The 19,410-nt window shown below is 56.0% G+C and carries 19 protein-coding genes and 1 tRNA gene; 10 read left to right on the top strand and 10 right to left on the bottom strand.

The window, feature by feature from the left end; translation table 11 throughout:
* Positions 1 to 46 precede the first annotated feature (46 nt).
* From tagF to OA90_RS21220, 5 genes are read left to right on the top strand one after another with little or no spacing between them, the layout of a single operon-like run.
* A complete protein-coding gene (gene tagF / locus OA90_RS21240) occupies positions 47 to 742 on the top strand; it encodes a type VI secretion system-associated protein TagF (RefSeq protein WP_068417163.1) in 696 nt (231 codons plus the stop codon).
* A complete protein-coding gene (locus OA90_RS21235; protein ID WP_068417159.1) occupies positions 739 to 1,506 on the top strand; it encodes a protein phosphatase 2C domain-containing protein in 768 nt (255 codons plus the stop codon). Before tagF ends, OA90_RS21235 begins: the two co-directional genes overlap by 4 nt.
* Complete coding sequence (locus tag OA90_RS21230) at positions 1,503 to 3,434, top strand: serine/threonine-protein kinase (protein WP_068417150.1); 1,932 nt, start codon at positions 1,503 to 1,505, stop codon at positions 3,432 to 3,434. Before OA90_RS21235 ends, OA90_RS21230 begins: the two co-directional genes overlap by 4 nt.
* Before the next feature lie 32 nt (positions 3,435 to 3,466).
* Entirely contained in the window at positions 3,467 to 3,889 is a 423-nt protein-coding gene (locus tag OA90_RS21225) for a biopolymer transporter ExbD (protein WP_068417145.1), read from the top strand.
* Entirely contained in the window at positions 3,886 to 5,679 is a 1,794-nt protein-coding gene (locus OA90_RS21220; protein ID WP_156510589.1) for a hypothetical protein, read from the top strand. Before OA90_RS21225 ends, OA90_RS21220 begins: the two co-directional genes overlap by 4 nt.
* A gap of 10 nt (positions 5,680 to 5,689) precedes the next feature.
* On the opposite strand, the gene OA90_RS21215 is transcribed toward OA90_RS21220, so the two are convergent.
* The 3 genes from OA90_RS21215 to OA90_RS21205 form a co-directional block, all read right to left on the bottom strand.
* Entirely contained in the window at positions 5,690 to 6,373 is a 684-nt protein-coding gene (locus OA90_RS21215; protein ID WP_068417128.1) for a MotA/TolQ/ExbB proton channel family protein, read from the bottom strand.
* A gap of 51 nt (positions 6,374 to 6,424) precedes the next feature.
* A complete protein-coding gene (locus OA90_RS21210; RefSeq protein ID WP_156510588.1) occupies positions 6,425 to 6,856 on the bottom strand; it encodes a hypothetical protein in 432 nt (143 codons plus the stop codon).
* Positions 6,857 to 6,926: 70 nt separating this feature from the next.
* Positions 6,927 to 7,364, bottom strand: coding sequence for a DUF1036 domain-containing protein (locus OA90_RS21205; RefSeq protein ID WP_199823797.1), 438 nt, complete (start codon positions 7,362 to 7,364; stop codon positions 6,927 to 6,929).
* A 202-nt stretch (positions 7,365 to 7,566) separates the two neighbouring features.
* Between OA90_RS21205 and OA90_RS21200 the strand changes: the two genes are divergently transcribed.
* Entirely contained in the window at positions 7,567 to 7,989 is a 423-nt protein-coding gene (locus tag OA90_RS21200; RefSeq protein ID WP_279625826.1) for a biopolymer transporter ExbD, read from the top strand.
* 111 nt (positions 7,990 to 8,100) lie between these two features.
* Here OA90_RS21200 and OA90_RS21195 read toward each other — a convergent pair whose 3' ends face one another.
* From OA90_RS21195 to OA90_RS21185, 3 genes are all read right to left on the bottom strand, one after another.
* Positions 8,101 to 9,639, bottom strand: coding sequence for a caspase family protein (locus OA90_RS21195; RefSeq protein WP_068417113.1), 1,539 nt, complete (start codon positions 9,637 to 9,639; stop codon positions 8,101 to 8,103).
* Positions 9,640 to 10,599: 960 nt separating this feature from the next.
* Positions 10,600 to 10,675 (bottom strand) — tRNA-Glu (locus OA90_RS21190).
* A gap of 125 nt (positions 10,676 to 10,800) precedes the next feature.
* Entirely contained in the window at positions 10,801 to 11,241 is a 441-nt protein-coding gene (locus tag OA90_RS21185; protein WP_068417110.1) for a VOC family protein, read from the bottom strand.
* Between the two features lie 52 nt (positions 11,242 to 11,293).
* Here OA90_RS21185 and OA90_RS21180 point away from each other — a divergent pair, with 52 nt between their 5' ends.
* The 4 genes from OA90_RS21180 (at position 11,294) to OA90_RS21165 (ending at position 14,608) form a co-directional block, all read left to right on the top strand.
* On the top strand, positions 11,294 to 12,073 hold the full coding sequence (locus tag OA90_RS21180) for a Sir2 family NAD-dependent protein deacetylase (protein WP_068417342.1): 780 nt from the start codon (positions 11,294 to 11,296) through the stop codon (positions 12,071 to 12,073).
* A gap of 137 nt (positions 12,074 to 12,210) precedes the next feature.
* On the top strand, positions 12,211 to 12,792 hold the full coding sequence (locus tag OA90_RS21175) for a cold-shock protein (protein WP_068417105.1): 582 nt from the start codon (positions 12,211 to 12,213) through the stop codon (positions 12,790 to 12,792).
* 277 nt (positions 12,793 to 13,069) lie between these two features.
* Entirely contained in the window at positions 13,070 to 13,555 is a 486-nt protein-coding gene (locus tag OA90_RS21170) for a DUF192 domain-containing protein (RefSeq protein ID WP_082837195.1), read from the top strand.
* 435 nt (positions 13,556 to 13,990) lie between these two features.
* Positions 13,991 to 14,608: a hypothetical protein gene (locus OA90_RS21165; protein ID WP_068417102.1), complete on the top strand. Its 618-nt coding sequence runs from the start codon at positions 13,991 to 13,993 to the stop codon at positions 14,606 to 14,608.
* 378 nt (positions 14,609 to 14,986) lie between these two features.
* Here the strand turns inward: OA90_RS21165 and OA90_RS21160 are convergent, their stop codons facing one another.
* The 4 genes from OA90_RS21160 to OA90_RS21150 all read right to left on the bottom strand — a co-directional run bounded on the left by OA90_RS21160 (position 14,987) and on the right by OA90_RS21150 (position 19,222).
* Complete coding sequence (locus OA90_RS21160) at positions 14,987 to 16,873, bottom strand: AAA family ATPase (RefSeq protein WP_068417098.1); 1,887 nt, start codon at positions 16,871 to 16,873, stop codon at positions 14,987 to 14,989.
* Positions 16,873 to 17,364 (bottom strand): type II TA system antitoxin MqsA family protein, encoded by a 492-nt coding sequence (locus tag OA90_RS21155; RefSeq protein WP_199823796.1) that lies wholly within the window; start codon positions 17,362 to 17,364, stop codon positions 16,873 to 16,875. Before OA90_RS21155 ends, OA90_RS21160 begins: the two co-directional genes overlap by 1 nt.
* Before the next feature lie 32 nt (positions 17,365 to 17,396).
* Entirely contained in the window at positions 17,397 to 17,762 is a 366-nt protein-coding gene (locus OA90_RS28675) for a hypothetical protein (protein WP_156510587.1), read from the bottom strand.
* Positions 17,763 to 18,085: 323 nt separating this feature from the next.
* The gene (locus OA90_RS21150; protein WP_082837186.1) at positions 18,086 to 19,222 is read right to left on the bottom strand and encodes a tyrosine-type recombinase/integrase; all 1,137 of its coding nucleotides are present in this window, start codon (positions 19,220 to 19,222) and stop codon (positions 18,086 to 18,088) included.
* Positions 19,223 to 19,410: the final 188 nt, after the last annotated feature.

Raw genomic sequence — 19,410 nt, 5'->3', positions numbered from 1 at the left:
GAACACACGTCATATGCCTCCGTGTCTGCTGAAAGAGCTCTAGACCATGGCTAGCGGCAGGGGCAGTGGCGGTTACTTTGGCAAATTGCCCGCACGGGGGGACTTCGTGACCGCGGCGTGCCCGGCGGGATTTCTGAAGCTCTGGGAACCGTTTTTGCTCGAAGGCCTCGCGCAGTCCCGGCTGGACCTGAAGACCGCCTGGGAGGAGGCCTATATGACCATGCCTGTGTGGCGGTTCTGGATGAAACCCGCAAACGGCGACAAACTCGAGGGCGCCGTGGCCGGTGCCTTCATGCCGAGCGTGGACCGTGTAGGGCGCAAGTTTCCGCTGACAGTGGTTGCTCCGGTCAGTCCCGGCGAGAGCGAGACAGCGCGTCCTGCCGGTGACTGGTACGAGACGGTGGAGGCAATCCTGTTGCAAACGTTGCAGGAGGATGCGGATCTTGCAGGGTTCCAGAAGGCGGTTGCCGATCTCGTGCCGCCTGTGGCTGCTTCGGATGACAATCCTTCTGCTGGGCTACCCGAGCTTGCCGCTATGGAAGAAACCGGAGAGTGGGTCAGCTCCGGTTTTTATTGCCGGGCAGGGGATAGTGAATTTGCATTTTCCTGTTCCGGGCTGCCGCACCCACATGCATTCCGCTGGTTTATCCTGCCGGAAGCCTTTGGCGGGGCGGTCACTGACGAACATCAAGGGGCAGGGTCATCAGGTGGGCTGTATCATCCGGAGGACAGTCGGACATGATCGGGAAATTACAGGAAGCCCTTCGCGGATATGCGGTCGGGGTCACCCACACGGGACGGGTGCGGGAAGAAAACCAGGACACTTTTTTCGTTGATGAAGGCAAGGGTGTGTTCGCCGTCATGGACGGGGCGGGGGGAATGAGCGGCGGAGCTATTGCGTCCGGACTGGTAAAGGAGGCGCTTTTCAATATCGCCCTGCCGCGAAGCGCCGAAGAGTTGCTTGAACAATTCGAGAGCCGCATGATCGTGGCGAAGGACCGGATAGAAGACGCCGCCGCCAAGGCGAACGGCGGTCAGATGGGGACGACCATCGCCGCGCTTTTGACCTATGATTCCAACTTCGCGTGCATCTGGGCGGGTGACAGCCGGGTTTACCGGTTCCGCAATGGCCAGCTGGAGCAGGTAACGACGGATCATACCGAGGCACAGGAACTGATTGACCAGAATGTTCTGACCGAAGAGGAAGCAAGAAATTTCGCGCGGCGCCACGTCATAACCCGGGCGATTGGCTCCGGTCTTGATCTGGAACTGGAAATGGTGTCCGGCAATCTTCTGCCGGGGGACCGGTTTTTGCTATGTTCGGATGGGCTAACCGGACACTTGGACGATTCCGTGGTCGGTACATTTCTGATGAACGGCGCTCCGAACGCTGCAGCGCAATGCCTGATCAAAGGGGCGCTCGACGGGGGCGGCTCGGACAACGTGACCGTGGTGATCGTGGATATTGACCGCATGTCTGCGGCTGAAGGAGCTATCGACAGATGAGCCCAGCTCAAAACCTGCTGCCGAAAGGAACGCGGCTCAACAATCTTTACGAGATTGAAGAGCATATTGCTGACGGCGGCATCGGCACTGTCTACCGGGCAAGGGATGTGGAAAGCGGCGACCCGGTCGCCATAAAGGTGCTCCTGGCAAGTTTCGCCAGGGACCCCATGATCCTCGATCTGTTCAAGCGTGAAGCCAAGATCCTGAGGAAGCTGAAGCACGACGCGCTGACCCAGTATTTTGTCTTTGCCAAGGAGCCGACACTCGGCATCTATTATCTGGCCATGGAGTTCGTCGCTGGTCCGTCCCTGAGCAAACGGATTGAAGCCGGACCTCTGGAACCGGAGGCCGTTTATCGTCTTCTCCAAAGGGTCGCGTCGGCGCTGCAGGCGGTTCATGATCGGGAAGTCATCCACCGCGACCTTTCGCCTGACAACATCATTCTTCAGAACGGCGATGTCGGACAGGCGAAGATCATCGATTTCGGTATTTCCAGAGCGAATACCGGTGGCCCGACAATCATCGGCGATGGTTTCGCCGGCAAGGTGAATTACGTTTCCCCAGAGCAAGTCGGCATCTTCGATGGAAAGGTCACACCGCGCAGCGACATCTATTCGCTCGGTCTCGTTCTCGCTGAGGCGCTGACGGGTAAACACATCGAAATGGGCGGAACTCAGGTGCAGATCGTCGAAAAGCGCCGGCAGTTGCCCGCGCTTGAGGGGATCGACATCCGCTTCCGTCCGCTTCTGGAAGCAATGCTGCAGCCCGATCCCGCCAATCGGCCGGCGTCCATGACTGAAATCGCCGAGTGGACGATGGGGGCGCCGATGACGCGGCGCGTGCAGGAAGCGACGATTATCCGGCCTGCAGGCCCACAGCCTGAGCAATCCGCTCTTGACGAGATACCGCCGCCGGTCAGATGGGGCCGCCGTATCCTCATCGCCGCGTCTCTCCTGGGCTTTGCCGCGCTCGGTGCCGGCGGGGTCTATTTCCTGGCCGGTCAGACGGTGCCGGATCTGGAGGACAAGCCGGTTCTGGTGGCAGCTCCGCGCGAAAACGCTCCGTCTGCACCGGTCCGGCCTGGCAGTTCGGCATCCGATACCGAACAAAATCAAACGGGGACCGGCACGCAAAACACTGGCGTTCCGGAACTCACCGCCCGGCCGGTTGTGGAGACGCCGGCAACCGAAACTCCCGCCCCAGGGGGCAACGGAACGTCACCGGGAACCGGCGAGCAACTGACCGGTCTCGCGCCGCCGGAAATTCCGGTGAAGGAGGAAACGCCGGAAAACGTCATCTCCGAAGCCGTGAAACCGGAAGATCGCATTCGCAATTTCGTCCGCGGTTATCAGGCGGGTGACTGCATGTATCTTCAGCCGGTGGAGATCGCCAGCAGGTCGGCGCAAATCGAGGGATTTGCCTCGCGTACCCCGCCGTTCATCAGTTTTGACAGCGATTTTACCCAAAGCCAGGGGTTCGAGGCGAGGATCCAGGTCAATCTTGTGACTGACGCGCAATGCCCGGCGATCGCATTCCTGAGAGCCACGCCTCAGGGAGGTGCGAAGACAAAACTCTACCTGGATATGCAACGCACCGTCATACCCAACGGGGAAAACATGGCCGGACGGATCTCGGGATATGATCCGACGACCGGAGACCTTGGTCTGCTCTATGTTTCCAGCAACGGTGAAGTCGCCAATCTGTCGCCCTTTATCCAGACGGATGACGGCGGTGCGGGCTTCGTGGTTCCTCTGAGCCTCACGAACTCGTCGGAAGAAACCGGACTGGTTATCGCCATGGTCGGACCGGATATCGCTTCATCTCTCAAAAGCCAGACCGAAAAACAGGCAAAGCCGTTCTTCGAAGGCCTGTCTCAAGACAGCCCTGTCCTGCGGGCGACCGCGACGACGATCAAGGTTGTGCCGTGAACAGGAGAAGGTGGACATGATACGGTCGTGAGATGAAGCGGTATACGAAACCCATCCACCTGCCTCAGGCAATGGCTCACCGGTCGGCCGACAGCTCTCTGGCGCTGATCAATGTGGTTTTTCTGCTGCTGGTGTTTCTTCTGGTCGCCGGAACCCTGAAGCCGACGCTTCCGGAGGATTTTGCCTGGGCGGAAACCACCTCGGAGGCGGGGACTGGCAGTATACAGGGCAGCCTCGTTCTGGCGCGTACAGGGGAGGCGTGGTTCGAAGGTGAGCGACTGGACACCGCGCAACTTGAAGCGTTCGTGGCGAAAGCTTCCGAGGAAACGGACAAATTGGCTGTCCAGGTCGACAAGCGCACCAGAATGGATGCGGTCGCAGCTCTCGCGAATACCCTCAGGGCGAACGGGATCAAGCATCTTACGCTGGTTACGGTCGAGGCGGATGAGCCGTGAGCGCGGCGCTTTATAATCAGGACGGCCAATGGGAAATACCAGGCTTCTTGTGGCCCGCGGTTCTGGGCACGTCGGTTGCCATCCATATTTCGGTGCTGATCTACGGTCTGCCGGAAATGTCTTTGCAGCCGGATGATCCAGCGCCGCTTCATGAAACCGAAGTCATCATCGACAGCGGTGGACTGACGTTCGCATCTGTGCAGGCGATCGAGAGTGCCCCGACGCAAACGGCAGTCCCATCCGTGGCGCCGATTGTTGCTCCTTCAGAAGCGCTCCAGCCGGTTGTTCCGCAAACAGCTCTTGCCACGCGCCCGGTACAGGAAGGTCCCTTGCGGCCGGCGACTTCGCAGACTGCTTCCCGGCCGGACATGCCGCGCCCGGTCACCGTTCAGGTTTCCGAGGCAGTGGCGGCGGTTAAGTCCCCAGAAACGGCGGTGACCGCGGCCTCGGTCACGCCAGTGCAGCAGCCGACAAACATTCCGGTTCCACCGATAGAGCAGACAGCGGTTTCTTCTCAACCAGTGACAAACCCGGAGCCGAGTCGTGTCGTGAGCGCTGTTCAGGCCCAGGCCACCGGTCCGAGCAATCAGCCGGCCGTCTCTCCTGTTAAGCCTGCTGTGTCTTCCCTCACACCGGTAGCCGGCAAGGAATCCGGTGTGGCCGGACAACCGCAAACAACAGCTCCGTCTACTGTTGACCCATCGGACATCCGGCCGACTGCTCCGGCGACACAGGAACTGGCGTCTGTCAGCCCGGCGCAGGACATTGTGGCAGTCGGTCCGGCATCGTCGTCGACAGTTGTGAACAACGGAAAAGAAGCTGTCGCAATAATTCAGCAGCCGGAGGCAGTGGTCACGGCAACCGAACCGGTTGCCGCTGCGGCGGTTTCCGCGACAGCTGCGACTTCCGTCAGCAATACGGCGATCTCTTCCGGCATTTCTCAGGTTGAAAGTGGAACGCTTAAGGCAGTCAGACCGGTCGAGCAGCAAGTTGCTTCCCTGCGGCCGGCCGCGGAGAACGCAACGGCCATAGCGCCTTCCAGACCCGAGACGTCCACTCTTCCGGCGGCGCCACAGACATCGGATCCGGCCGAGGGCGTTGCGCCGGTTGAGGTTGCCAGCATCGATCCGCTTGCGAACGTGTCAGGTTATGTTGCCAGCTACGATCCCGGAGAGTGTGCCCATCTGACGGTCATGTCCGCTGGGGCGGACAGTGCGGCGGTCACCGCCTACGGCGCTGGCATTGCGCCATTTGCGTTGTTCGATCAGCGCTTTGCCGCCGATCAGGGGTATGAGGCGAAAATTGAGGTTCGCCTTGTGACCCGTCAGCAATGCGCGCTCCTGGAAGCCCTTGGCCTGTCGGAAGGGATCGAAGCGGCAGGGCTGGTGGACCTCGACAGGACAATCGTGCCCAGCGGAACGCAGGTATCCGGGCTTGTTCAGCGGGACTTGCCGCTGGACAGGATCGCCGCGGCGGAAGCGGCAGGTGTTCCCCTGAATGGCATGGGATCGCCGGAACTCTATCTGATTGACGATGGTGGGCAGATCCACGACGGCCGGGACTATCTGCTCCCGGCATCAAATACGTTGACTGCGGGCGCGTGGCGCTTTTCGGTGCCTGTCACGCTTTTGTCCAAAGAGGAAAGCGAGACCGCGCTGGTGCTTGCCATCTGGAACCGGCCGGAGGCAAGTCAGCCGGCGCGGTTCGGAAGTCTTCCCGCCGTGCGGATCTCCGACGTTCTTGCGGCGCCGGGGGTCTACTCGCTGACCGCGTTCAAGGTGTCGCGTTAAACCGGAAATCTCAGGAGGCTTCAGGATCCGTGTTTTGCACGGCTGCGGATCCGGAGGTAAACACGCCAGTCAGCAACACTTCGATTGCTGCCCGTTCCTTTTCCAGCCGGGCTTCGAACCAGGTCACCGCCACGGACACCGGTATGGCGACAGCGAGGCCGCAGGCAGTGGTAAGAAGCGCAACCCATATGCCGCCCGCAAGAGTGGCCGGATTGGCCGCGGCACCGGACTCCTGCAGCGTCTGGAATGTCTCGATCATGCCCAGAACGGTGCCGAAAAGGCCAAGCAACGGTGAGATCTGGGTAACCAGATCCAGAGCTTTCAGCCAGCTTGCCAGGCCGAACAGCCGGTCCGCCGCGCGTGCGGAAATCTCTTCTCTCAGGCGCTCTTCCCTGATGTCACGTTCCTGGGAGGACAAGCTCTGCTGGTCCAGCATCTGGATGGCGTCCATGGCGTTGCGTACAAGGGCCGCGGAAAGAGACCGATCCTTGAGGAGGTTCTGGGAGGCTTTGCTTCTCTCGCCCGCACGCCACTGAGCAACGGCGCGCCGCACCTGGCCATGACGCCCCACCCGGGCGCTCGAGAACTGAAACACCTTGGCGAATATGACGGCGAGCGCTGCGACCGATATGCCCAGAAGAATGAGGACAACCGGGCCTCCGAGTTCCAGCAAAGAGGAAGATGTCTCAACCATGCAACCGATGTTTCCTTGTTCGCCCGGACGCGGGACGTTCAGTTTCCGGAATCAGTCCCCGAATTCAATCGGTGTGCGGTTTTTCAGATCGAGAAGATCGGGACAGTAAACGTCGGTTATGGCCGGAGGGACGCAATTCAGAACGTCGTTGATGTGGAGGCGTGACAGGCTTTCGCAGGATTTACCGGCGAGGTCGAACTGCAGGACCTTGGTTTTACCGGCGGAGATCCGAGAAAAATCAAGGCGCAGGAACTGGTCAACCAGCCCATCGGTATTGAAGGCGACCATCTCCAGACCAAGCTGGTCCATGGGACGTTGCAGTCCGTTGGTGGCAATGATCGACAGGCGGCAGCCGCCGTCCTGGGTCGCTTGAACATGATTGAGCTCAAGCCCTATCTGACCGGTCACTTCCTGCGCCAGGGTGGAAGCTGCAAAAGCAGCGCTCAGAAATCCCGCCAGAACAAACCGTGTTGAAAAATGCATGTGGTTCCCCCGAATAGTTGCCTTGAACCGAATGAATACGTCGGCGAAAGCCAGCGTCTTGCCGCCGGAGTCAGTCATAGGACAGCAGCACGGTCCAGTCTTGTGCTCCCTCGGTCTCGATCTGGAAAAAATCCGCTTCGATCAGCCCCCGCTGCCAGCATTGGTCTCCGTCATACAAAACGAATTTTTCTTCCCGAATGCAAAGGGTAATGTCACCGCCAAGTCGGCTTTCGCTGAAACCGTCAGCGACATGAAGATAGTAACGCTTGGCTGCGAGCGCCTCCTGGAGAATCTGACTGCAGGCGTTCGAGGTGATCGTCCACCAGCCTTCCGTCCGCACGCCTTCCTCTGTTTCGTAACCGATCGCGACATTCACCAGGTCAACGGACCCGTTGCAGACCCGCAGGCCGGCTTCGGCAACGTTTGGAAACGCCAGAATTCCCCAGACGGACACAACTCCGGCAGCGGTTTTCAGCAAGCTTCCAAGATCCTTCCTGCGTCTGTTCAACTGCGGTGTCCGCATAATCAAGCTGGCCTGGTTTTCTTCTGGTCACTCACGCTAAGGAAATGCCAGCCACCGGTCAATTTTCCATCGACGTAACCGTCATCATCCGGTGGCGGATAAGTTGACGTGAAGATTGCGGCAAGGGCAAACTGGGCGGCAGTGGGGTGACGCTGCCTTGCGGAAATGCATCGCGAAGGTCGATCTGATGATTTCAATCCGGACACCGCTTGTTAAACGCAGACGCATACCGCTGATGCCGTTGATCGATGTGATCTTCATCCTGGTGATGTTTTTTCTCCTCTCGTCAACTTTTGGCATTTGGCGGCCGTTGGAGGTTTCCCTTGGTGGCACAAGGACAGGAGAAAGTGTTTCGCAGTCCCTGGAACCCGCGCCGTCGGTCCTGATTCTTGCACGCCCGCAATCTGAAACGGGACCAATGAGACTTAACGTGAACGGTCGGGACCTGAGGCTGGATCAACTGGCCGATGAGCTGGACAGACTGGCCGGCCTCGGTGCGGAGGCTGCGGTCCTTGTGCCGACAGGCGGAACCGGCTTTCAGGCTGTCGTGCGAATTCTGGACGAGGCAAGGTCCTCAAGAATAAAAAAAGTGAGTTTGAAACTGGACTGATGGAAATCGGTTGGACGCTGCTCGATTTATGAATTGGGCCGCGGTTGCATTTGCAAATATAAGAAAGCCCGGCAGATTGCCGGGCTTTCAGTTTTTCGTTTTTAGTACACCTCAGCGTCCGATGGCGCCACCGATGATGCCGCCGACCACACCGCCGATAAAGGCGGCTCCGGCCGGGTTCATCGATCCACCGTTGTTTTTCGCACGGGTCTTCGTGTTCGTGGTGCGCCGTGAGTTCGTTGCGCTGCGGGAAGCCTGGGCTGCCTTCTGCTTGCGCTGTACTTCAGCCGCATAGGCTGTGTACTGGACTGCGGTTTGGGTGGTCAGAAACGCATATTGAGCAGCCGTGAAATAGCCTGTCGGGACGATGCCGTTCGCGGTTTGCCAGGCAGCGATACCGGCACGGGTTTTCGGCCCGAAGGCTCCGTCCGGATTGCCGACATTATGACCGGAAAGGTTCAGGCGCGTCTGGACTTCCCGCCGTGCCGTCCGGTTCCAGCCAAGGCTGGATTCGGTTGCCTGGGTTCCGGGAACCGCTTTCTGCGGATCCGGGAGACCGGCGACTAGTCCGGTTCCCGCCTGCGGAGCAGTCCCTGCCGTTGCCGACGGGTTCAGGGAAGCAACCTGCGACTGGGTTTCAAGGCGCTTGATAGAGTTACGCGCGAAACCTGCGAATGTGCCGTTCGGATAGGTTTCCAGATAGGACTTGTAATCGGCGATATTGTCGCTGTCTTTGACCGTCTCCCAAACCAGTTTTTCCCGTTCCCAGGAGATCGTGGATTGAGTGGCCGTATTGACCGCTGCCTGATTGACGGCGGGAGCCGTGGTGGCGGTATTGCCGAGAGAGGCGACTTCGGTCGTCGGTGCGGCGGCGACCGCCTGCTTGTTCAGGAATACCTCGCCGATCAGCGACGCATTCACCCAGGGGCGCTGACGCTTTTCCGTTTCGTCGTAGACATCGCCCGTTACACGGGTCATCACGGTCTGGATCGAGACGTTGGGCGTGTCGATATGCCGGATGAGGGCGGATGTGAACGGAGAATTGTCGCCTTCACCGTCAAGGGCAACGTCTCCGGGACTGGTGGCGAACGCGATAACGGAGCCTTCGCCACCGGTTTCCTGCACCTTGATTTCAGCGAGGCCCGCGCCGACATTGCCCGAACGGCTGGGACCCATGCGGCGGGCCAGCGTCCGTGCCAGCGGATTGTCGCGACAGGCATCAAGGAACACCATCTGCACTTTCACGTCCTTGGACATCTGGCGCAGGATGAAGTCGACCGAGATCGTTTCGAAATCGAGAGATGTTTCATCCTCGATTTTTGCGTCGATCGGAACCAGCAGGTTCTGTCCGGCGATCTGCATGCCGTGTCCGGCGTAAAACAAAAGAGCGATCTCGGCGCCATAGGCTTTCTTGGCGAATTCCATGACGGTCCGGCGCATGTCGCCATAGGTCTGGTCCTGACCCGCTACGACGTCAAATCCAAGGCCGCGCAGCTTGGTCGCCATCGTCTCGGCGTCGTTGGCGGGATTGGGAAGTTGTACTGTATGCTCGTAAGCGCCGTTGCCGATGACAAGGGCTACGCGCTTGGCCAGTGCCGGGGCCGTTCCTGCAATCACGATTGCCAGCACGGCGATCATTCGTTTGAACATGTCCTGTCCTCTCGTCGATCATTGTTGCCTGTCGGTGCGACCGATCTTCACTCAAGGTTATTGTCCTCTTGGGAAAGGACATACGCCGGGCGGCATGATGTTTCTGTAATACGTGTCACAAGAACTTGAATCTGCGAAACCTGCCCCAAATGACTTTAAAAAAACGGCCCGACGCCAGCCGGTTCGTTGCTAAAATACAAAATTACCCGAGCACTATATCCAATAGATCACGAGAACGCCACAATTGACGCTGCGTTTTCGCTTTCTTTTCGGAACTGATTAACGAGGATGTGCACTGCTTCGCTGAATTCGCGATGAATTTGCCTGAAGTGTGAAATTTTTACAGCTTGAGAGGCATCGAGCCTCTGCAAATCCCGTGACCGATGTCACAGCCTTGAACGCCCGGCCCGGTTGTTTTTTAAGCTGTTCAAGCAAACACATTTTACGTTCTGAAAAACACGGCTTTGGCCTTGCATGGCTGGGAAAGCGGATAGTCTCAAGCGCATGCGGAAGCGGCACATTGGTGTGTTCCGGTCCGCGTCGAGACTTTAATACCGTGGAAATTATCGTCCGGCGGACAAACATGGTATCTCTTCAGCATAGCGGCGCAGGATATGCGGAAGTCAAGCGGCTCTACTGCAAGGCCATGACGACGGACTTTGAAGTCGCACCGAGGGGAAGCAGAGCGCCGGAAAACCGGAGAAGAAGCCTGTTGCGGAGGAAATTACGACAAGGCGCTGGAGGCCAGGCGCATCTTTTCAAATCTCCTTCGGCCGGGTTGATCATACCGGACTGTCGGCAGATAAAATCGCCGCCTTCTGTCAGCGCGAATTTTCAGGCTGGAAGTTGTTCCGCAAGGACGATCCCGCACAGCCGGCCACAGGGCGTTACGGCTCGCAAACAACCAGTCGATCCGTATGGATTGGCTGCAGTTTCAAATATAAGCTTTTGCTGGAAGTGTGGTACGCCCAACGGGACTCGAACCCGTGTTTCCGCCGTGAAAGGGCGGCGTCCTAGACCGCTAGACGATGGGCGCGCGGCCGACGCGGCTGCGTCGTGGGGAGGCTTATAGGCGGGAAATTAGTTGCCCGCAAGAGCCAATGCGACAATTTTTTGCAGGCCCGGATGTCCGGGCCTGCCATTGTTGAAAACCACCCGGTTTCACCACTCGCCGATATTCGGCATGGAGGCCCAGGGTTCTTTGATTTCAAGGGCTTCGCCCTTTTGCAGAAGTTCGAAGGAAATGTTGTCCGGCGAACGAACGAACGCCATGCGGCCTTCGCGTGGCGGGCGGTTGATCGTCACGCCATGTTTCTGCAGGTTTTCGCAGAACGCGTAGATGTCATCGACCTCATAGGCGAGGTGCCCGAAATTGCGGCCGCCCGAATACTCTTCAGGATCCCAGTTATAGGTCAGTTCGAGCAGGGGAGCCGAGTCGGCTTTTCCAGCTTCGACATCTTCCGAGCCGGCCAGGAAAATCAGTGTGAAGCGGCCTTTTTCGTTTTCGTGGCGGCGGATTTCCTGCATGCCCATCTTGTTGCAGTAAAAATCCAGGGAATCTTCGATGTTGGTTACACGAACCATGGTGTGCAAATAACGCATGTTCTATCCTTTCCTCGATCGAGGGAATTGGCGGAGCCTGCCGGGATTGCCCATGACACTTATCACAAGCCTGCCGGAAGCCCGGGACTTTGTTGCACAATTTCATGGAGGTGCCTACAGCCGGATTGTTGCGTTGACCGGCGCGGGCATTTCGACGGAGTCCGGAATACCCGATTTCCGTTCGCCGGGCGGGATATGGTCGACGCGGCGTCCAGTTCAATATCAGGATTTTCAGGCGTCCGAGGAGAGCCGCCTGGAGGATTGGGACCGGCGGTTCGAGATGATGGCGTTCTTTTCCGAAGCAGTCCCGAATGCCGCGCATATGGCGCTCGTCTTTCTGGCGCGATCAGGGGGGCTGAAACGCCTGATCACTCAGAATGTCGATGGATTGCATCAGGCATCCGGATTTCCGCAAGAGCGTTTGACCGAGATCCACGGGAATTCGACCTTTGCCACATGCCTGTCCTGTGGCGAGAGGGCGGAGCTGGAAGCACAAAGATATTATGTCGAGGCCGGCATCAGCCCGGTTTGCGGAGTTTGCGGTGGCTATCTGAAGGCAGCAGTGATCAGTTTCGGACAGCAGATGCCGGAAGATGAACTGAACACGGCCGCCGAGGCGGCGCAGAACTGCGATCTGTTTCTGGTGCTCGGTTCGTCCCTAGTTGTCCATCCTGCGGCCCATCTTCCCGCCATGGCTGTTCAGGGCGGCGCCGAACTCGTGATTCTGAATGGTGAGGAAACGCCGCTCGATTCTCTGGCGTCAACAGTCATTCGCACGCCTTTGGCTCAAACGTTTGTGAGTTTTGGCAAAGAATCTGCACAGATGACGTAAATGGTCTGTGGTTAGTCCCACAATTTCCCTTCTCGCGATAATACGCAATGTTATCCTTTTATCAGAAATGGGCTGAAGGGTGAGTCGTTTGCTGCCTACCAGCCATTGGACGCGGACCAGAGACGGGACAAATGGCTATGGGGGTTAAAACCGCACGCGAACCCCGCGAACTCGAGACCCTGGCGGATGATGTCGCCCTGGACGTATTCGAGATTGCCGGAACGATTAAGTGGTTCGATGTCGGTAAGGGCTACGGCTTTATCGTACCGGACAGCGGTGAGAATGACATTCTTCTGCATGTGACATGCCTGAGGCGCGACGGCTTTCAAACTGCCTATGAAGGGGCACGGGTCGTTTGCGAAGTGCTTGATCGGCCGCGCGGGCTGCAGGCGTTTCGCATTCTGTCCATGGATGAGACGACGGCAACGCATCCCTCGCAACTTCCGCCTTCCAGAACCCATGTTCAGGTCGTGCCAGAAGGTGGCTTTGAAAAAGCGACGGTCAAATGGTTCAACCGGGTCAAGGGGTTCGGTTTTCTCACCCAGGGCGAAGAAACCGAAGACATCTTCATCCATATGGAAACGTTGCGCCGCTTCGGTATCACGGAATTGCGCCCCGGACAGGATGTTCTGGTGCGGTTCGGCCAGGGCCCCAAGGGCCGGATGGCCGCTGAAATCCGTCCGTTGGGGACAGGGACCCATATTCCAGCTTCCCATTGATCGGGGTACTCGAATTCCAGATGCTGCGTTCAAGGCCGGACATGTTCCGGCCTTTTTTGTTTGCCGGAAATGGTCGCGGGATCATTCGCCCTCTGAAACTGAACATTTGCGGGATTGTCCGCACAAGCCGAACGGTTCAGTGTAAAGGTCTGAACGCCTCCTGTCCGAAACGGCGGGAGGGAGGGCACGTCGTTGACGAATGTAAAAGTGGTGGCGCACCGTTCCTGCTTTCACGGGATTGCAGGTGTTCGCTGCAGATCAGCTTATGGATTTCACAATGGTTTCACGCTTATCCCTTTTTGCGGCTTTTTGTTTCACGCTATGCGCGATCCTTGTCACGGCGCCCCTCTCGTCAACCGCCGACGACAATCAGGTTAAGCTCAGAATGGAGAGCCTCGTGGTCCGGTCGGGCGACCGGGAACACCGTTTTGAGGTCGAAGTCGCCGCAAACGACCGTGAAAGGGCGAGAGGTCTCATGTTCCGGGAGGAAATGGCTGCCGACCACGGAATGCTGTTCATATTTGAAGGAGAGGGGGATCGCTATTTCTGGATGAAGAACACGCCTCTGCCGCTCGATATCATCTATATCAGCGCCGAGAGCAGGATCGTCAGCATCGCCGCTGACACGACGCCCTTTTCGGAAGCGGTCGTCCCCTCGGGCGCACCGGCCAGATATGTGTTGGAGCTCAATGCCGGAACGTCCGCCCGGCTCGGCATCGAACCCGGCGACGCAGTTTCCAGTCCATCAATGGCGACCGACTAAGCTTTATATGCGGTTACGATCAGGGGGAAGACAGTGCCGGAAACAGCCGTCAGCACAGTGCTTTCCACAGCAGTGGGAATCTGTGGCGTTCATGCGCACTTGACGCCAGCACCGTTCACGGATACACCCCACAAATCAACGGATCGGGGCATAGCGCAGCCTGGTAGCGCATCTGGTTTGGGAGTTTTTTGGCTCAAATCTGCAGGTCGTTGAGAAACCTCACGAAAAACACCGCATCGATACCATTCAAATCAGCGTTCTGGGACTATTCTGGGACTCCGATGGTCCAGGCCAATGCTGTCCAGGGTGCCCATAATCCGGAAGGCTGCTGCTCGAAATTGTCGATGCCATCGCCGTTTTCCAGCTGTAGCATTTACAGTGTGCAACCCTGCTACTACCCTCAAATAACTAACAGTTCTTCATAAGGTTTTCGAGATGGAGCTTTTGGGGCAATACGGTGCGCAGTTGGTGGCGTTCGGCTTGGCGGTGCTACTAGCGCTCGCGAAGTATTTTTTCCAGCCGAAAGTTAAGTTGGTCTGGGGCCGCTCGCATGGTTTTCTGCATAATGTGACGCTTGAAAAAGTTGTCGATGATCAAAACGATTATATCCTGATAGGCACCAGTTATCACTTGCTATCCAATGCAGGCAGGAAGGCGGCTACCGACGTAGAAGTTACATTCAATTACATTCCGAAGAATTTTGAGGTTTGGCCACAGAGACAATATGAAACCAGCGTGAACCCGAACGGTCGGTTCATCGTGTGTTTCGGCGGCATCGCCCCGAAAGAGCAAGTGTCGCTCAACGTTCTGACTTTTACGAATGAAGCACCTGCCATCTTGAGCGTTCGTTCAAAAGAGACGACAGGCAAGGCGATTCCTTTGACAGTAATTCGATTGCTTCCAGCGTGGGGACAAATGTTGGTGCTTTTCCTCCTTGTGTTAGGGCTTGCCGCAGGCATTTACCTACTTATTGAGTTGATCGGTTTGTTTGCAGTTTTGTCTTCGGCTCAGCCGGCGATTCTTCTCGGGCCAACGCCAGCAGTTTCGCCCTAGCGGATATTTTCGTCTGAATTGCAGGAATAGTGCCCGAGCATCATGATCCCGCCTTTGTCGCCCGAAGCGCAGGAGTTCAATCCTGACGAGAACGTTTGGAGTTCATGCGCGAAAACTGGCTCTCAAACCGCTTCTTCAAGTCCTACAAGGAGCTCCTCGACCTGTGCAGTCGGGTTTGGAACAAGCACGTCATGCATCCATAGAGAACAATGTCAATAGGCAGGCAGGAATGGGCGCATCGGTTCAGTTCAATTGCGCTTGGCTTCAACCGCTTCCAGGGCGACCTTCGCCTTGCACTCAGGCGAGTGCTTCTTGCGTTTCGACATATCTGTTCTTCTTGCACATAGACGACCAGCAGACAACAAATCGTATCTTGCGTCAGTGTCCCATTTCCCGAGAGTAGCTCATTTTTGTATTTCTACTAATAACTGGAGGAACAATTTTTCCGGATTTGAGTGTTGTTTCCATAGCGTCTAGGTCAGACAGCATCTCAGCGCGCCGCCTGACCAAATAGGTCCAACAACTGAAAACTGTGCCCTGTTGTGTCCTATCTCTTGCGCAATTTAGGAAAGCTAACGCTTGATTAGTTTCACCGATGGCTGCGCTGGCGAGCGCCAGGCACTGATAAAAGTTTGCACCGTCGTAGTTCCGTTCCATTTCTTTGAGCTCAAGCACGCGCTTGAACAAGTCTACTGTCGGAGTGCCATTCTGTCCCCACTCTGCAATCGCAAAGTTGAATAGATCTACTATGTCGGCGTTCAGATCGCTTGGTTCGCCTTCCTTGAGTATTGTGTCCATTGCTTTTCGAAATTGACCGCTAGAAATCAATGACAAGATTAGACTTGTGTGAATCTGCGCGTTCAGGCTGTCTGAACCAGAATTCTCCAAATAGGCTTTTTCCAGTAGCCTTGATGCTATTGATACTGACCTTTCGTCCGATTGAAGGGTGTCGGAAATAATTCTTACGTCCTCCGGAGCGAGATGTTCGAGTAACGGAGAAGTTTCTACCAGTTCGGTCCAATCCGCACCGACCGATTTTAGAGCCTCAATCGCGGACCTTAAATCTTTAGGCTCCGTCAGCGGTGAGCGGAGCACCACAAGAAGATCTTCTTTTGCCTCTTGCTGACGAGACATGCTCAAGCGTACCAATGCCCTCCTGAGATGTGCCTTTTCAACATTAAAGCCAGCATTGATAGCACCGTCCAGTACTTCCATTTCGTTCGAAAAATCACCAAGATCGTGGTAGAGCGCTGCCATCAGCCAGCATATTTCTCCATCTTGTCCATGTATGGAATTTATCCTCTCAAGCTCACTAGTGATATCGCTTAGAGTCAAAGTACGATATGCCGATTTCTGTGGTTCTCTTCTTGCTTCACCGCGAAATTTATATATTAGCTTTTGAAGCTTCAGAATAACGCCGTCGCGATCCTTAATGTTCGAACTCATGAGGGTTTCTGTAAGCTTTCGATACTCCGCCGCAAGCTTTGTCTTAGGGCGGTTGATGACGAAAACCTTCTGATCAACAAGAGACATACTGTTGTAGTGGCTTATAGTTGCAGCTGGTTGATCATAGACTAACTCACTGCTCGCTTCATCAAGCATGCATTTGAGTATGCCGTCTTCATCGTCCAGGTCAGGCACGTTGGAAGGGCAGAAGAACAATTCTATCTGTTTATCTTCGACATACGGGTCTGAGCGAATTTCATTGACGATGGAATTGAGGCCAGAAATGTTTTGTTTGTTTGGGAAGAACATGAACGCGATCGCATCTGCAAGCTGACGCGTGCAAATCCCTCCAACATCTGTATGGCCAGTTCTACTGTCTATCAGAACGTAATCAAACCCTCTATCATCGTCAGATATCTGTTGTTTCAAGTCTTCAAATAGAAGGAACCCACTTCTAGTTTGATACAAATCTTGCCAATCAATTGATGACAGCTTCATGCCGTAATGATGATCACGTTTTCCTGCCGGCAAGACCCAGATGGGCACACTTTCATTCTGCGTCTCCAGCTGCGATTCAACAATGTAATCCTTCACATCAGGAGCGATAGACGTTTCTATATACAATGAAACGTAATCGACAATCCCAACTTGGTCTTCAGCAGCCGAGAATTGCTGGAAACTTGGAATACCAGGGGCTTCTAGATCAAAATCGACCAAAAGCACCTTCCTACCACGTTGCGAAAGTTCGCAGGCAACGTTTACGAGGCTCATGGTGCGGCCAACGCCGCCCTTGTAGGAGTAAAAGGTAATGATGAACATCAGGCCGCTTTTTCCCGTGTAACAGGAAATCGGAGTTTGAATTCGAGTGACTGCTTGAGCGTGGACTCCGACATTTTGGTTCGAAATCTTGGCTGGAACGCTGCTCTCCGATTGGCTTCTCGAACAAGACGAAGATTACTGGGCATGCGAAGTAACAACAGAAGATTGTTCGCCGATTCCCCCTGTATTTGATTTCCTCGCTCCCAGCGCTTTATTGAGGCGACACCGAACCCGCTTACTTCAGCGAATTTCTCTTGTGTTAGATCGTAACTATCCCGGATCGCTTTGATTTCTTTAGGAGTCAATCGGCCTAGATGTTTGCAAACGGCTTCATGACGAAGCTGTTCTGCTTCATCACCTGTATACATCTCTCCGCATTCACCACACTCGTAGACCGGGACTGTGGCCGAAAGCAGGACCTGATCATCGCCACAACCATAAACAAACTTCTCCTCTAGAAGTTGAACCGTGACGCTCTTTGCTTCGCACATTTCACAATGCTGCATCATTTGATACCTTTCAGTCAGGTCCTTTGAACATAGCTTTCATGGAAACTACGCCCGATGACATTGGCCGATCCTAATTGAAGCTTGATATAGATTTGGGACACTGGTGGGTGTCCGGCAATTTTGATGACGTAACCAGTCTTGCCGGGTGGTTTTGCCAGTGCCACTGTCTCTAATTCGCAGCCGTTGCAAATTAGCTCGGAGATAAAATGCCAAGCGGAATCCTCTGTAAAATATTGAGATGGATTTCTTGGGTCGCGCAAGGAGTTGGGCTTCCAATCAGTTGGTTGGCTTGTCGAGAATCTTGTGTTTCTGGTGCGTTTTGAGACGCACCTAGCTGCCAGCATGCGCCTGATCGCCTCATTGACTGTATCTGCTGCCATCCTGCCCCTTGCCTTGGTATCAAATGATACTCTGATCCCTTTGTCAACAACTTTGATGGTTTGTGCATCGGAGGATGCGCAAGCAATAAAATATTAGATTTTAGCGAGTTTGTGCCAAACTTAATCGTAATACGTGCACTTTGCGTGGTGTGGCGATAGTCGATTAGCCCTCTATTTGATGGATTGCAGAACAATTAGTCGAAATTTAATAGGCGGTTGATGGCAATTCGAACAGCATTCTGCCCCAAATTTAAGCCTAATGCCAAATCTCGAGGTTTAAAAAGAAACGAGTGAAGGCAATTGAGATCAATTAGCGAAGAGTTCTAGTAAAATTTTCGGCGCCGTTTTTCGGTTCGTTTTTTAGCGTTAACCGTATGTAGCGCCTCCAACCCATCCCGCACATCCTCATCCAGCACATGCGCATAGCGCACCGTCGATGAAATATCGGCATGCCGCAGTGCCTTTTGCACCAAAGCCAGGTCGCGCGTCGCGCGCAGGAGCTTCGAGGCGAAGTCGTGGCGCATGTCGTGGATCTTGAAATCGGCGATGCCAGCATGCTTCAGGGTTGTCGCCATGGTGCGTTTCAGGCTCTCGTAGCTGATCGCCTTGCGTTTGCCGCGGTGCGGGTGGCGCTGCATTTCGTAGCTCCAGACCGCCTTGCCGGGCGCCTTCTTCGCCTCCTGGACGATCACGGCCATCTGCTCGCGAGTGACTGGCACCCAGACATAGCCTTCGCCCTTGATCCAGATCTGGATCCGCCGGCGCGGTTCGTCTAGGCGGTCGGTGGTCATGCCGATCGCGGCGTTGACGCGCAGGCCGCGTGACAGCATGAACCAGATGAACGGCGCATAGTCCGGCCGCAGGGCATCCCGGAAGCGGTCGGCTTCGTCGCCGACAAATTCCCGCACGCGTTCCTTGGGTTCCTTCAGGCGGATGTCCGACCAGGCAAAGGTGTCCAGGTCGATCCGCACCTTCCAACTGCGCTTTGCCCGGCGCAGCACCTTGCGCATGATCTCCACGATCTGGCGGTTGACGGTGGCCGGTGCGACAAGCTTGGGGGTCTTCTTGCCCTTGGTCTCGCCTGCGCGCTTCCTGACGGCAATGGCGAAATCGTCGGTGGTCAGGTTGGTCAGGCGGCGGTCGCTGCCGATCAGCCGGCAGCAGTGCCGCATGGCGATCAGTTCATCGACTTCGGAAGCTTTGCCCTTGATGACTTCCTCGTGGTAGCGAAGGCAGGCTTCGCCGAGGGTCATGGAATCGTTCGGGCCTTCGTCCCTTACCCGTCGTTTTTCCGCGTCTTCGAACTTTTTCGCGCGAGCTTTTGTCGTCTCTCCAGTTGAGCCATGAAATCGACAACGCTGCCCGTTGATCGTGAGGACGAAATCGAAGTGGTAGTAGGGGGACGTATAGACCCATTCCCCCGTTTTTGGATCGCGTTTGCGCGCTCTGAAGACTGACATGTCGCCATCCCTCTCATGGGCCCGGTTTCTGGCCCCGTGTTTGGCCCGGTTATGGCCGCGGCAATGTCTTCTTTTGCATAGGCGCGCCGCGCGCCGCGAAGTCTGTAGAAAATCAGGCCATCATCACCCCAGCGTGTCAATGTCTTTGCGTGCACGCCGATGAACCTGGCCGCAACCGCATGCGAAAC

It is taken from the genome of Labrenzia sp. OB1 (assembly GCF_001624695.1).
Taxonomy (GTDB): Bacteria; Pseudomonadota; Alphaproteobacteria; order Rhizobiales; family Stappiaceae; genus Roseibium.
This window is presented reverse-complemented; position numbering and strand designations above follow the sequence as displayed.

Bases quoted from the DNA above. Each gene is read 5' to 3' on its own strand.
- OA90_RS21200 (WP_279625826.1), top strand. From the start codon at position 7,567: ATGATTTCAATCCGGACACCGCTTGTTAAACGCAGACGCATACCGCTG.
- OA90_RS21150 (WP_082837186.1), bottom strand. From the start codon at position 19,222: ATGTCAGTCTTCAGAGCGCGCAAACGCGATCCAAAAACGGGGGAATGG.
- OA90_RS21230 (WP_068417150.1), top strand. From the start codon at position 1,503: ATGAGCCCAGCTCAAAACCTGCTGCCGAAAGGAACGCGGCTCAACAAT.
- OA90_RS21160 (WP_068417098.1), bottom strand. From the start codon at position 16,873: ATGTTCATCATTACCTTTTACTCCTACAAGGGCGGCGTTGGCCGCACC.
- OA90_RS21170 (WP_082837195.1), top strand. From the start codon at position 13,070: ATGGTTTCACGCTTATCCCTTTTTGCGGCTTTTTGTTTCACGCTATGC.
- OA90_RS21175 (WP_068417105.1), top strand. From the start codon at position 12,211: ATGGGGGTTAAAACCGCACGCGAACCCCGCGAACTCGAGACCCTGGCG.
- OA90_RS21155 (WP_199823796.1), bottom strand. From the start codon at position 17,364: ATGTGCGAAGCAAAGAGCGTCACGGTTCAACTTCTAGAGGAGAAGTTT.
- OA90_RS28675 (WP_156510587.1), bottom strand. From the start codon at position 17,762: ATGGCAGCAGATACAGTCAATGAGGCGATCAGGCGCATGCTGGCAGCT.
- OA90_RS21165 (WP_068417102.1), top strand. From the start codon at position 13,991: ATGGAGCTTTTGGGGCAATACGGTGCGCAGTTGGTGGCGTTCGGCTTG.
- OA90_RS21210 (WP_156510588.1), bottom strand. From the start codon at position 6,856: ATGCATTTTTCAACACGGTTTGTTCTGGCGGGATTTCTGAGCGCTGCT.
- OA90_RS21235 (WP_068417159.1), top strand. From the start codon at position 739: ATGATCGGGAAATTACAGGAAGCCCTTCGCGGATATGCGGTCGGGGTC.
- OA90_RS21215 (WP_068417128.1), bottom strand. From the start codon at position 6,373: ATGGTTGAGACATCTTCCTCTTTGCTGGAACTCGGAGGCCCGGTTGTC.
- OA90_RS21195 (WP_068417113.1), bottom strand. From the start codon at position 9,639: ATGTTCAAACGAATGATCGCCGTGCTGGCAATCGTGATTGCAGGAACG.
- OA90_RS21185 (WP_068417110.1), bottom strand. From the start codon at position 11,241: ATGCGTTATTTGCACACCATGGTTCGTGTAACCAACATCGAAGATTCC.
- OA90_RS21225 (WP_068417145.1), top strand. From the start codon at position 3,467: ATGAAGCGGTATACGAAACCCATCCACCTGCCTCAGGCAATGGCTCAC.
- tagF (WP_068417163.1), top strand. From the start codon at position 47: ATGGCTAGCGGCAGGGGCAGTGGCGGTTACTTTGGCAAATTGCCCGCA.
- OA90_RS21180 (WP_068417342.1), top strand. From the start codon at position 11,294: ATGACACTTATCACAAGCCTGCCGGAAGCCCGGGACTTTGTTGCACAA.